10 protein-coding genes are annotated in these 12,540 nt (G+C 50.6%); 7 read left to right on the forward strand and 3 right to left on the reverse strand.

The genetic code is table 11. The features are described 5' to 3' along the window. Positions 1 to 32: 32 nt before the first annotated feature. Positions 33 to 1,220 (reverse strand): BaiN/RdsA family NAD(P)/FAD-dependent oxidoreductase, encoded by a 1,188-nt coding sequence (locus ACFQ1C_RS04880; RefSeq protein WP_379557414.1) that lies wholly within the window; start codon positions 1,218 to 1,220, stop codon positions 33 to 35. A gap of 257 nt (positions 1,221 to 1,477) precedes the next feature. On the opposite strand from ACFQ1C_RS04880, the gene ACFQ1C_RS04885 reads away from it, so the two are divergent. The 3 genes from ACFQ1C_RS04885 (at position 1,478) to ACFQ1C_RS04895 (ending at position 4,150) form a co-directional block, all read left to right on the forward strand. Further along, on the forward strand, positions 1,478 to 2,650 hold the full coding sequence (locus ACFQ1C_RS04885; RefSeq protein WP_379557415.1) for a methyltransferase: 1,173 nt from the start codon (positions 1,478 to 1,480) through the stop codon (positions 2,648 to 2,650). 38 nt (positions 2,651 to 2,688) lie between these two features. Next, a complete protein-coding gene (locus ACFQ1C_RS04890; protein WP_379557416.1) occupies positions 2,689 to 3,477 on the forward strand; it encodes a potassium channel family protein in 789 nt (262 codons plus the stop codon). A gap of 232 nt (positions 3,478 to 3,709) precedes the next feature. Then, on the forward strand, positions 3,710 to 4,150 hold the full coding sequence (locus ACFQ1C_RS04895; RefSeq protein ID WP_379557417.1) for a universal stress protein: 441 nt from the start codon (positions 3,710 to 3,712) through the stop codon (positions 4,148 to 4,150). 42 nt (positions 4,151 to 4,192) lie between these two features. Here the strand turns inward: ACFQ1C_RS04895 and ACFQ1C_RS04900 are convergent, their stop codons facing one another. Beyond that, entirely contained in the window at positions 4,193 to 5,116 is a 924-nt protein-coding gene (locus ACFQ1C_RS04900; protein ID WP_379557418.1) for a LysR family transcriptional regulator, read from the reverse strand. Positions 5,117 to 6,126: 1,010 nt separating this feature from the next. Here ACFQ1C_RS04900 and ACFQ1C_RS04905 point away from each other — a divergent pair. The 4 genes from ACFQ1C_RS04905 (at position 6,127) to ACFQ1C_RS04920 (ending at position 11,477) form a co-directional block, all read left to right on the forward strand. Further along, positions 6,127 to 6,990: a carboxylate/amino acid/amine transporter gene (locus tag ACFQ1C_RS04905; RefSeq protein WP_379557419.1), complete on the forward strand. Its 864-nt coding sequence runs from the start codon at positions 6,127 to 6,129 to the stop codon at positions 6,988 to 6,990. 181 nt (positions 6,991 to 7,171) lie between these two features. Next, positions 7,172 to 8,146: an acrylyl-CoA reductase (NADPH) gene (acuI, locus tag ACFQ1C_RS04910; RefSeq protein ID WP_379557420.1), complete on the forward strand. Its 975-nt coding sequence runs from the start codon at positions 7,172 to 7,174 to the stop codon at positions 8,144 to 8,146. 170 nt (positions 8,147 to 8,316) lie between these two features. Further along, positions 8,317 to 9,342: a CobW family GTP-binding protein gene (locus tag ACFQ1C_RS04915; RefSeq protein WP_379557421.1), complete on the forward strand. Its 1,026-nt coding sequence runs from the start codon at positions 8,317 to 8,319 to the stop codon at positions 9,340 to 9,342. A gap of 179 nt (positions 9,343 to 9,521) precedes the next feature. Beyond that, positions 9,522 to 11,477 (forward strand): methyl-accepting chemotaxis protein, encoded by a 1,956-nt coding sequence (locus tag ACFQ1C_RS04920; protein WP_379557422.1) that lies wholly within the window; start codon positions 9,522 to 9,524, stop codon positions 11,475 to 11,477. Positions 11,478 to 11,638: 161 nt separating this feature from the next. Here the strand turns inward: ACFQ1C_RS04920 and ACFQ1C_RS04925 are convergent, their stop codons facing one another. After that, a complete protein-coding gene (locus ACFQ1C_RS04925) occupies positions 11,639 to 12,529 on the reverse strand; it encodes an MBL fold metallo-hydrolase (RefSeq protein WP_379557423.1) in 891 nt (296 codons plus the stop codon). Positions 12,530 to 12,540 lie beyond the last annotated feature (11 nt).

Below are 12,540 nucleotides of genomic sequence, written 5' to 3' on the forward strand. Positions count from 1 at the left end.
TTTAATGTACAAACTTTATTGTTAGTGCACATTTAAACCACTTGCCCAGCGCTCCAGCCGGCGCTCCAAGACCACTGAAAATTGTAGCCCCCTAGCCAACCGGTTACGTCGACCACTTCACCGATAAAGTACAAATTAGGCACTTTCTTGGCCATCATAGTCTTAGAGGACAACTCGTCTGTATCCACCCCACCTAAGGTGACTTCGGCGGTGCGATAGCCCTCGGTGCCACCGGGCTTTAGCGGCCACGCACTTAGCAATTGCTCGATGACTGCGACTTCTTTCGGCACATATTGCTTTAGCGGTTTATTGGTGATGTTAGCGCGCGTCCATTCCTCTCTAGCCAACAAGGCCTCAACCAGCCGTTTAGGCAACTGATGTCCCAGCCAAGTTTTTAGCTCTTGGTTAGGGTGATCGCTAATACCTTGCGCGAGTCGACCGGCCGGTAACAGCTCGAACCGCACCGGTTCGCCCGCTTGCCAATAAGAGGAAATTTGTAGCACCGCCGGCCCAGACACGCCGCGGTGCGTAAACAATAAGTTTTCACTAAAGCGAGTACCGTCTTCACTTTCGGCTACCACCGGTAAAGACACGCCCGCTAGCGGCTCTAGGGTCGCTTTGTCTTCTGGCTGCAAGGTGAAAGGCACCAAACCGGCGCGAGTAGGTAGTACTTTTAAGCCAAATTGTTCTGCCAGTTTATAACCAAAGGCCGAAGCACCAATTTTAGGCATCGACAACCCACCGCTAGCCACCACTAACGACTGACAGCTGTACTGATCATCATTGGTAGTTACAGAAAACCCTGCTCCTAACTGATCCACACTGTCTATATTGCTACGTAACTTGATAGTAACGCCGGCGGTTTCGCACTCTTTTATCAGCATATCGACGATGTTCTGCGCCGAGTCGTCACAAAATAGCTGACCTAAGGTTTTTTCGTGATAGGCAATGCCGTGTTTTTCAACTAAGGCAATAAAGTCCCACTGGGTGTAGCGAGCCAGTGCCGACTTAACAAAGTGCGGGTTTTCACATAAAAAAGCGCTGGGTTCGATGAAATAATTGGTGAAGTTACAACGACCGCCGCCCGACATAATAATTTTACGACCAATACGTTTGCCGTGATCAAGCAGCAGCACACGACGGCCCCGCTTACCTGCCTCGGCGGCACACATCAAACCGGCGGCTCCGGCACCAATGACAATTACATCCCACGCTTTCATTGATTTCCACACTGTTATTATCGACAAAGCGCTATTCTAACGGTCGCACCGCCCCACGGCTATGCCGCGAACACAAAGCTTTACGTCATACGCTCACGCTGTACGTCGTAAGACGCTAGGCGTAACGACAAAGTCAGCGCCAAGCTGAACAAAAGGCCAGCGTTTGTCTGTAAACGTAAGGCGTACAGCGTAAGACGCAGAACGTATGGCGTATGGCGTATGGCGTAAGACTGTGCCCCAAGGTTATAATCCGCGCCATGAGTATTCTTGCCGAACAATTTCAACAACTAAGCACCCTGTTGCATCAAGCCCGCGGCGACTGGCAGCACACCCCTTTTAGCTGCACCGAGCTACCTTGGCCCGAGCTAGCCCCCATGCTAATGGCGCTAGATGAAGCGCAGATAGACGCCCTAGACCAAGACGATGCCGCCGCCCTTGCCTGGTTAGCGCCCATGCGGCCACACACGGCAGCGGCCCACGCCTTGAGCTTGCCCGAGCTAGAACGCGCAACGGATTACGCCACACCGCGCTGGAGTAATGGCATTGGTGGGCGAAAATGGGCACAAATAAAGGACTTTGCCGCCAATGTGCCCAGAGACACCCACCCCGTTTTAGAATGGTGTGCGGGCAAGGGGCACTTAGGCCGTTTGCTGGCCCAACAAGGGGCGCCTTCTGTAACCAGCCTAGAGTGGAGCGCAGATTTATGCATTCAGGGCGAGCAACTTGCCTTACAGCTGGGCCTTAAACACCACTTTCACTGTGCTAACGCACTGGATACCGACGCCGCCGAGTTATTTCAACCACAACAGCTGGCGGTGGCCTTACATGCCTGCGGCGAGCTACACTTGCGTTTTTTACGCCACGCCGCACAGGCCGGCACTCAACAATTAGCGCTGTCGCCTTGTTGCTACCATCTTATTGAGAGTGATGTTTATCGCCCGCTGTCGCAGGCCGGTCAGCAGCAAGACTTAAAGCTGGATCGCCACAGCCTACGCCTGCCTTTGCAACAGCAGGTAACTGGCGGAGAGCGAGTGCGTCGCCTGCGCCACATTGAGCTAACGTGGCGGTTAGCGTTCGATGAGCTGCAGCAACACCTTAGCGGGCAGCCACACTACTTACCTTTGCCCACCTTCCCTAAGCGCTTACTGAGTGGTGATTTTGCCGAATTTGCGCACTTTGCTGGCACACAAAAAGGCCTAACCATGCCTAAGGCGATTGATAGTCAACATTGGCTGGCATTGGCCGACCAGCGTCGTTTGCTAGTAAAACGCATTGAGCTAGTACGCCACCGTTATCGCTATTTGTTGGAACTATGGCTGTTGCTAGACCGCGCTTTATTTTTAGAAGAGCAAGGTTATCGCGTAAACTTAGGGACCTTTACGGCTATTGAGCATACGCCACGACGATATTTGTTGCGGGCCGAGCTTTGATATCCCTCTATAACAATTAACAACGAATAGGATCGCTCGTGGAAACCAAAGTACGCGTTTTACCGCCCAATGCCTTCGATTTAGTGATGATGGTGTTATCCATTATTTCGGTGGTGATCATCGTACTGCACCAGTTTGGCCCGTTTTCTGAGTCGGAAAAAGAGTTACTGCTTAAGCTTGATACCGGTATCTGCTTGATATTACTGAGTCATTTTTTTTATGGCTTATTTAGTGCGAAAAATAAAAAGCAGTTTTTGAGTATCCACTGGATTGATTTTATTGCGTCTATTCCCGCCGTAGATATCTTCCGTTATGGACGAATTTTTCAGGTGTTGCGGGTGTTGCGTATGTTGCGGGTAGCGAATCAAGTCATTCGCCATCTATTAAAGCACAGCGAAAGCACCATGCTAGCGTCTATGCTGTTGATTCTACTGATAGTACTAGGCGGTAGTGCCATCGCTATTCTTATGACCGAAGCTGGCCATGAAGGGTCAAATATAGAAACCGCCGAAGATGCTATTTGGTGGGCGCTGGTCACCATATCCACCGTCGGCTACGGCGACTATTACCCAATCAGCACCGCAGGAAGAGTCATTTCTGCGGTCGTTATTTTTACCGGTGTGTCGATTTTTGCTGGTATCTCGGGCCTAGTGGCGTCAACGCTATTAACACCCAAAGCCAAAGAAACAGAAAAACAACAAAAGGCCAACGATAACCAATATCGCCTAGAGGTCACCACTCACCTAAATAGCTTGCATCAAGAAGTGGCCGACCTACGCGCAGAAATAGCTTCGCTTAGCACACTGCTACAACAGCGTAAGGAATAAATACAGCTATACGCTTTACGTCGTACGCCATACGTTAAAAGCAAACACCGCCGTTTTTACTGATAGCGTACGACGTAAAGCGTACGGCGCTCCCTTATCAGACTATTGGACTACGCGATGGCCCTTGTCTAGCAACCGTTTTTTAGCCTATGCTGCGAAGGTTATGAAATTCCATACAGCTCACGGTTTATCTAGTAATGGATTGATAAACTTTAAAAAAAGGAGAGGTGCCATGAACGAACCCTACCAATATCAACACATACTGGCGGCGGTCGACATGTCCGAAAGCAATCGCAAAGTGATTGCCAAGGCCGTCGATCGCGCACGGGCTAACAACGCCAAACTGTCCGTCATTCATGTGGATGTGGATCTTAAAGACCTGTATACCGAGATGATCGACATCGATATCGACAATATTCAGGATCAGGTAGTGGCCGACGCTAAGCAGCGACTCGAAGAGTATATCGGAAACATTGATTACCCCATCGAGAAGAAGCTGGTAATTTGTGGTGATCTCACGCTTAAGGTAAACGAAGCCGTTGAGCAGCACGGCGTTGACCTACTGATTTGTGGCCACGAGCAGAGTTTTTGGAGTCTACTAACCTCTTCTGCTCGCCAGCTGATGAATACCGTACCCTGCGATTTGCTGGTAGTGCCTTTACCTAAAAAGTAGCGTTGCTTAATAACAGCGCCGCAGTCTAAAAATAACGGTCCTTTAGGGCGATTGGCGTAGCCGGTCGCCCACTTCTGCCAGCAACTGGCGAAACCAGCTAAGTGCCGGATCAAACTCGGTTAACGGGTGCTGGGCCAATATGTAAGTACTGCGCAACGACTCGCTTAAGCTATGTTGTTGCAACGGATAATAGTGACAAAAATCTCGGGCTATCAGCTCAGGCACCATGGCTAAATAACGTCCCGTGGCCAGCAGCTTAGGCAACGCCTCAAAGCTTGGGACCCATACCGCAATATGTCTTTCTAATCCTTTTCCTTTCAGCCACTGCTCTACCAACGTTTGGTTGTGACCCCACGTCGATGTAGATACATGGCTCCAGCTTACTAGCTGCTCCGCAGACAAGCATTCCGGCAAACCACTGCCTTGGGCCGATAAACAAACCATGGGATTATCAAACCAAGGATCAACGCGCAACCGAGACGAAAGGTGAGCGCCGTCGGCAAACGCCACCACCAAATCCATTCCCCCCCGCGATAGGCTATCTTCGTAGTCAGAGTGTATTAGCTCGGTTACCGCTAATCGGCAACTGGGGGCACGCTGATGCAGCAACTCCACCAACTGTGGCACCGCCCCATGTTCAATAGAAGACGGCACCGCGATCCGAAAGGTACGCGCCGATATGGCGGGGTCAAAACTTGCTGACTGCCGCACCCCTTGCTCAAGCAGCGCAAGTGCTTGGCGCACGGGGGCCGCTAACGCTAGCGCACGTTGGGTTGGCCGCATTTCTTTGCGGGTCATCACAAACAGCGGATCGTCCAGTGCTTGGCGCAGCCTAGCCAGCGCATGACTAACGGTAGACTGAGATAAGTTAAGTTGCTCTGCGGCACGCGTAACATTGCGGCTATGCATAAGCACGTCGAATACGCGCAGTAAATTCAGATCGAGCCGTTGATACAGGTTATTCATCGATATTAACCATAGCTTTATGTTGATAATTCATTTTTTACATAAGTGATCAGACCATAGAATGCCCCTCATAGACAAGTTTATCGTCGGCGTGAAGCAGTAATGTATCTGGCTGTCGGGTCAACAAGGTTCTGGGCATGGTGGCATCATGGGGGGTACTACCTGTCTATTGTTGCTAACGAATTATTCGAGGTAATTCGGCGGTGGCAATACCAACAGAATATTTTCGACCTGACGGCGTCAGTAATCACGCTGACAACCTCTTTACAGGCATCAAGCCTTAAAGTTCTGCGTGTGGTGTTAACCACCTTGTTTAGGGACGTCATGCTCTCCTTTATGACAAACCTGAAATTGGTCCCAAGCCGGTGCATTGCACCGGCTTTTTTTATGCCTACCTCTTGAAAGTCGCTGTAAGCTTTACGCCGTACGCGATCCGCTAAAGACAAACGCAGCCTTGCATTAACAGTCTGGCTTTAAAGACTAAATATTTTTTGCCACAAAACTCACGGAAGAGCTCACAAGCGACAAAGATTTATTAATGGTACGAGCTCGATCTCTGATGTTCTGTTTTGGCTCTTACCATTAGTGATCCCTTTCAGATCTGATCACTATTTTCCGTGGGTTCAGTGGATTCCGTTGCAGATTAGTCTTAAACTTTTTAGACCTAAGAGCCAGAGCTATTTTGGCAACGGAAGAACGCGGAAGACGCGGAAAAATTAAGATGAGATAAGATCGACAAGTAACAGGGATAAAGGCTTACTATTGGTAAGAGCTCGCTCTTTGATGAACTGGTATTTAGCTTTTACCAATAAGAGTCTTTTATCAGGCTTTGCCACTTTCTGCTCTTATCTCTATTTTTCCGTGGATTCCGTGGCAAAAATGCCCTTATGTTTTATTTTGTCGGTTTGGCAATGGCCCTTAACTGATCGCTGAAAGCTGACGGCTTACAGCTGTTCTAAGTCTTTTTTGCTATTATCGCGCCCATCTTTACTCACTTCAGCCTATTTCTCATGCCTTATTTAGTTGCCGTAACCCTGCTATGGGCCTTTTCTTTTAGCTTAATTGGCGTATACCTTGCCGGTGCCGTTGATAGCTACTTCTCGGTATTTAGCCGCATTTTAATGGCAACTTTGCTATTTATGCCCTTTATGCACTGGCGCCAGCCTCCTCGTCTAGCCTTAGGGCTAATGGCGTGTGGCGCCCTGCAACTGGGGCTGATGTATCTATTCTACTATCAGTCATTTTTGCTGCTAACGGTGCCAGAAGTACTCATTTTCACCGTACTTACCCCCATTTACGTCACCCTTATTTACGACCTGCTGCACCGACGCTTTAACCCAGGCTACTTACTCACGGCTGGCTTGGCTGTGGTGGGGGCGCTGGTTATTCGCTTTAACGGCTTATCTCATGATTATTGGCTGGGCTTTGCCGTAGTACAGGGCGCTAACCTGTGCTTTGCCTTAGGCCAAGTCGGTTACAAGGTGCTAATGGAGCGCCACCCACACCACTCGCCGCAACATCGGTTATTTGGTTATTTTTACCTTGGCGCACTGGCGGTCGTGTTGCCCGCTTGGTTGCTGCTTGGTGGTGAAAAATACCCAACATCCGGTCTGCAATGGAGCATTTTATTATGGCTGGGTGTCGGCGCTTCGGGAGCGGGTTATTTCTTGTGGAACAAAGGCGCCACGTTGGTTAACGCAGGCGCCTTGGCCATTATGAATAACGCCTTGGTGCCCGCAGGCTTGCTGGTTAATTTAGTTATTTGGAACCGAGACGCCGACCTGCTAAGGCTAGGGATAGGAGGGCTAATGATTATCGCCTCGCTATGGCTAAATGAAAAATGGTTGGGGCATAAACATAAAAGTGAGCGGTAAAATGTATGGAACTTGGAGTGCTGGTGGGGAGTTATCTGCTACAGCTCACACTTCACGTATTACCTATCACCATTGTAGCCTTGCCAAGCTCACAGAATCACAATTTTGCCGACTTGGGCCATAGCAATCGGCAAAACGCCCTTTACACTGGTTGACAGGAAACCGTGCCAGGAGAAATATAATGTTTAATGCCCTGCTATTAGAAGAGTTAGGTAAAGAGACTAAGGCCAGCGTGCAGCGCCTTAACGAAAATCAGCTTACCACTGGTGATGTGTTAGTGAAGGTGGACTATTCCAGCCTTAACTACAAAGATGCCATGGCCATTACTGGCAAGGGCAAAATCGTTCGCCAATGGCCCATGGTGCCCGGCATCGATTTTGCCGGTACTGTGTTGGCGTCAGACCATCCCAACCATCAGGTTGGGGATGAAGTGATTCTTACCGGTTGGGGCGTAGGTGAAAAATATTGGGGCGGCATAGCAGAAAAGGCCTGTGTGAAAGGCGAATGGCTGGTGCCCTTACCCGGCACCATGAGCGCTAAGCGTGCCATGGCCATTGGTACCGCCGGCCTCACCGCCATGTTGTCATTTATGGCACTAGAACGCGCTGGCATTAAGCCAGACCAAGGCCCTATCTTAGTGACCGGTGCCACCGGTGGCGTGGGCTCCATTGCCGTACGGCTGCTGGCCAAGGCCGGTTTTGAGGTGCATGCCGAAACTGGCCGGCGCCAGCACTGCGATTGGCTGCGACAGCTTGGAGCCAGCGAAGTTATCGACCGTGCCGAGTTTGATAAAGAGCCAGCGGCACTAGAATCTCAACGCTGGGCCGGTGCCATAGATGCGGTCGGTGGTCGTACCCTGTCCAGAATTTTAAGCCAAACCAAGATGAACGGTGCCGTAACAGCCTGTGGCCTAGCAGGTGGCGTTGCGTTAAATACCACGGTCATGCCCTTTATTTTGCGCGGTGTGCAATTGTTGGGTATCGACTCTGTTTATGCATCAACCGCCACCCGCATCGAAGCGTGGCAACGTCTGCAAGACAGCCTACCGCTAGACTTTGAAGAACAAAGCGAAGTGTACACCTTAGAACAAAGCATTCAGGCCGCCCACGACCTACTGGCTGGCAAGCTTAAAGGCCGACTGCTTATTCAGCCGTAACCAAGTATTACGCTGTACGCCCTACGTTAAAAAACAGGATGTTCCCGTGTTGGTTTTTACGTAAAGCGTACGGCGTATAACTTACAGCTGTCTTCCTCTGCCCTTCGTTTTGTATGACAACCCCGCCGATATTGTTATAAGATAACAAAAACTCATTCGCGGACTCCACTATGACCTCTCCTGTAACCACCCACCTTGTGATGGGCTTTTTGGGTACTGGCAAAACCACGCTGCTGCGCCATTTATTAGCCAATAAACCGGAGCATGAGCGCTGGGCCATTTTGGTGAATGAATTTGGTGAAGTGGGTATCGACGGTGCCTTGTTAACCGAACAAGGCGCCATGATCAAAGAAGTGCCAGGCGGTTGCTTGTGCTGTGTGTCTGGTTTACCGTTTCAAATTGGCCTTAATGCGCTACTGCATAAAGCCAAACCAGATCGGTTATTTATTGAACCCAGCGGGTTGGGCCATCCCAGCCAAATTTTAAAGACCCTCACCGCAGAACATTACCAAGATGTATTACAGCTAGGTGCCACGTTTTGTGTGGTCGATCCGCGCCAGTTTGCACAAGCTCGTTATCAAGAACACGACACTTATCAAGATCAGCTCGCGCTCGCCGATGTCATTGTCATTAATAAAGCAGATGTCAGTACGCCAGAGCAAGTGAGCCACTTACAAGAGGCCATTAAACAGGGCTTGTTTAATGGCCAACCCGCGCAACAATCGGTCACCGTTAGCCAAGGTCAGCTCGACCTTAACTGGTTGCACGCCACTCATAGCCAAGCGCGTAAGGCCGCCGCGCCAGCAGCCCATGCCGCTAATAGCCCGCGGCCGCTTATTGCCAGTCCGGAACCACGGCTCAGTCGCGCCCAACCTTGGCGGCGTTACAGCAATCTGGGCCAAGATCACTATTCCATTGGTTGGCGTTTTTTAGATGAAGTGTGTTTTGATTTAAGCGCCGTAGAAGCATTTTGCCGAGCGCAAAACGTCGCCCGCTTAAAAGCGGTATTACGCACCGCAGATGGCTGGCGCGCTTTTAATAAGGTGGACGAGCAACTAACGATATATCGCATCGCCGCCCAGAAAGAGGGACGGATCGAACTTATCGACACCGCCCCCCTGTACGCACAGCAACTGCATAAAGAACTGATAAAAACTGTAACACAGCTGTCAGCTGTCAGCTGTCAGTTCAGGTAACTATCAAACCATTCTGCTTCACAGCACCCGCAGCGATCGCGCTAGGCTACAGGGTATGGTGTTTATTGTTTATCCTTGGCTGACAGCTTACGGCTTACCCCTGACAGCGGCTCCTATCATAAAACTGTCACCTAATTGCCTTACTCTGCCCAACATAAGAAGTTATTGGGGTTTGGCTAATGAAAGTATCTGTGTTTTCGTGGTTATCTTCGCTGCTATTAATGGCGCTGGCGCTTATTCTTGCCGCTAGCCTCTATTTGGCAGATCAACGGTTACGCCAAGGTGAGCACTCTCGAGCCGAAGTAGAGCAACTGCGCCGTACCGCAAACCTTGACTTGTACCGCACCATTACCGCCTATTTAACCACCGGCGATAACAGCCTGCTGACCACTGCCGAGCAACAGCTCACCACCATTAACACGGTGCTGGCATCTTACCCCGATGCCGATTCGGCTCAACAGGCGGTGGCTCATCTTGAGCAGCAATTGCGCCTCGACTTTCGCGCAGCAGGCAAACTATCCGGTAACAGCCAACAACTATTGCAATACGCCGAGCAAGAGCTAGCCGACAACCTAAGAACCCTGATCCGTTATGCCGACCTACCTTATACCGACAGTCGGCATCAGCTAGCCACTCAGTACCAAGGGACAGCAACCGCCATGCTGGCCGCCCTGCCCAAACTAATTCACTTGCGCCAGAACTATATTAATAGCCATGCCAATAACGACGGATCCAGCCTAAAAGCCGCTCTCGACTTTCAGCTTAACGAACTCAACCTGCAGGCCGCTCAGCTTAACGATCTGCCACTACTGAGTATTTATCAGCAACCCGAAGCCGACGAATTTGCGCTGCGCAAACCCAAACCGATAGAAATAGGCGACGGCCCAAAGCGAGAAGTACAAAGCCTTCTGCGCCGCTACCCTAAAGAGCTAAGCAATACCGAAGATAACTTGGCGTTACGCAGCCAAGCCGCCAACGCACTCAACACCAGCCTTATTGCTATAGAGCAAGAGCTAGACCAGCTGGTCGCACAGCAAGAAACCACACGTGTAGCCCACTACCAGCAATTAACTGCTCTGCTGTTTGGTCTGTGCCTCACCCTGCTGCTGTTTGCGTTACTCAGCTATGGCTTTCAGCGCCAATTAGTCGTTAAGCGCCTGCATCAGCTGGGTGATGCCTTTGCCCGCTTGCTGCAAACCGGTCAACTTACCCCATTAACCATAACGCACCCCAATAGCGAGCTAGGACAAATTGCCACCAGCTTTAATGGCCTGATCCAACAGTTACAACATCAACAACAGGCTCGGTCTGAGCAGCTTAGGCATGTATCTACGGCGCTAGAGCACATGGTAGAAGAAGTGCTGGATATTCAGCAGCACACCCAAACCACCGATCACACCATGAGTGGCAGCGTGCACATGGTGGATGAGCTAAATCACCTTGCACAGCAAATGCGCCAAGCCACCGACGAGATAGCCCTTACGGCGCGCGATAACTTGCAGGCCATGGGCGTGAGCAAAGAAAAAGTAGAACAACTAGTATGCACCGCCCAACAAAGCCAAGAAGCGGCCAGCACGGGCCAGCGGGCGCTGGATAGTTTAGCCACCTCGGTGAAAGATGCCTCAGCCATTATTGGGGTGATACAGCAAATTGCCGAACAAACTAATTTGCTGGCATTGAATGCCGCCATTGAAGCAGCACGGGCCGGTGAGCAAGGTCGAGGGTTTGCCGTGGTGGCCGATGAGGTACGCAAGCTATCTGGTAATACTCAAGGATCGCTTAGCGAAATCAGCAATATTATGGGCCGACTGCGCTTGGCCAGCGACGAGCTTAATCACACCATTAGTAACATGATGCATGCCGCCGAAACGCAACACGATCAGGCGCAAACGCTAATGGCCGTCACCGAACAAGTGCGCACCACGTCTGAGGCCACTACTTTGGTAGCCGAACAAGGCGCGGGCCACGCAGACAGTCAAGCCGCCGAGCTCAATCGCTTTATGAGCCTGATGGATGAGCTTAAATTACAATCAACCCAAGTATCACAGCGCGCAGGACAAGTAGTAGAGCGCATTCGCGGCCAAGCCAGCACCATTACCGATATGCTAACCCCTTCGGGGAGCTATAAGCCGTAAGCTTTAAGCGGTCAGATAAAAGCCACTACAAAACTGACAACCGTACGCTGTCAGTACAGGGCCACAACAAACGAGCCTGCAGTGCAGCTCAAACGCAGGCCTACAGGGTACTGTATATATTTTTAGGCTGATCGCTGACGGCTTAACGCTGACAGCTGTGTTTACAACGCATTTATTGGCAGTTTAAGAAACACCTTGCCTTGCTTATCGGCGGGGGGCATTTCGCCAGCGCGAATATTGACTTGAATGGACGGCAAAATCAGTCGCGGCATGCCCAGTGTGGCATCTCGTTTATCACGCATGGCGACAAAACTGGCTTCGTCTATGCCATCGCGCACATGAATATTATTGGCGCGTTGCTCGGCCACCGTGGTGCGACATTCATGCTCACGCCCTTCTTTGGGGTAATCGTGACACACATAAATATTCGTCTCTTGTGGCAAGGCTAGCAGGCGTTGAATTGAGTGATAAAGCTGCTGGCTGCTACCACCGGGAAAATCACATCGCGCGGTGCCTAAATCGGGCATAAACAAGGTGTCGCCCACAAACACCGCCTGATCATTAATTAGATAAGCTATATCGGCAGGAGTATGTCCGGGGCTATGTAACACGCTAATCTGCAACTGACCCACGGTTAACGTATCACCATCGCTAAACAAGCCATCAAACTGACTGCCATCGGCTTTAAATTCTGGCTCGAGGGCAAATACCTCACGAAAAATGCTCTGTACCTGGGTTATTTGTGCGCCAATGCCAATTTTGGCATGCAACTGATCACGCAAAAATGGCGCCGCCGACAGATGATCCGCATGAGCGTGCGTCTCCAAAATCCATTCGATGGTGAGTTGTTGTTCCGCCACAAAGTCCAGCTGCTGCTGGGCAAGCTTAGTGCTAGTGCGACCCGAGGCATAATCAAAGTTTAATACCGGGTCGATAATCACCCCGTGGCCGCCGGCTTGGTCGAATACCACATAACTGAAGGTTTCGCTGCTGTCGTCCAAAAATGCCCTGATCTGAGGCATAAGTACTTGGGGCTTAAGTGTCTGTGCCATGATATTTACCT

Origin of the sequence: Oceanisphaera ostreae (assembly GCF_042676125.1) — a bacterium.
Lineage (GTDB): Bacteria > Pseudomonadota > Gammaproteobacteria > Enterobacterales > Aeromonadaceae > Oceanimonas > Oceanimonas ostreae.

What these genes read in the sequence shown, in the direction of transcription:
- ACFQ1C_RS04880 (WP_379557414.1), bottom strand. Translation starts at nt 1,220, where the DNA reads ATGAAAGCGTGGGATGTAATTGTCATTGGTGCCGGAGCCGCCGGTTTG.
- ACFQ1C_RS04885 (WP_379557415.1), top strand. Translation starts at nt 1,478, where the DNA reads ATGAGTATTCTTGCCGAACAATTTCAACAACTAAGCACCCTGTTGCAT.
- ACFQ1C_RS04895 (WP_379557417.1), top strand. Translation starts at nt 3,710, where the DNA reads ATGAACGAACCCTACCAATATCAACACATACTGGCGGCGGTCGACATG.
- ACFQ1C_RS04900 (WP_379557418.1), bottom strand. Translation starts at nt 5,116, where the DNA reads ATGAATAACCTGTATCAACGGCTCGATCTGAATTTACTGCGCGTATTC.
- ACFQ1C_RS04905 (WP_379557419.1), top strand. Translation starts at nt 6,127, where the DNA reads ATGCCTTATTTAGTTGCCGTAACCCTGCTATGGGCCTTTTCTTTTAGC.
- acuI (WP_379557420.1), top strand. Translation starts at nt 7,172, where the DNA reads ATGTTTAATGCCCTGCTATTAGAAGAGTTAGGTAAAGAGACTAAGGCC.
- ACFQ1C_RS04915 (WP_379557421.1), top strand. Translation starts at nt 8,317, where the DNA reads ATGACCTCTCCTGTAACCACCCACCTTGTGATGGGCTTTTTGGGTACT.
- ACFQ1C_RS04920 (WP_379557422.1), top strand. Translation starts at nt 9,522, where the DNA reads ATGAAAGTATCTGTGTTTTCGTGGTTATCTTCGCTGCTATTAATGGCG.
- ACFQ1C_RS04925 (WP_379557423.1), bottom strand. Translation starts at nt 12,529, where the DNA reads ATGGCACAGACACTTAAGCCCCAAGTACTTATGCCTCAGATCAGGGCA.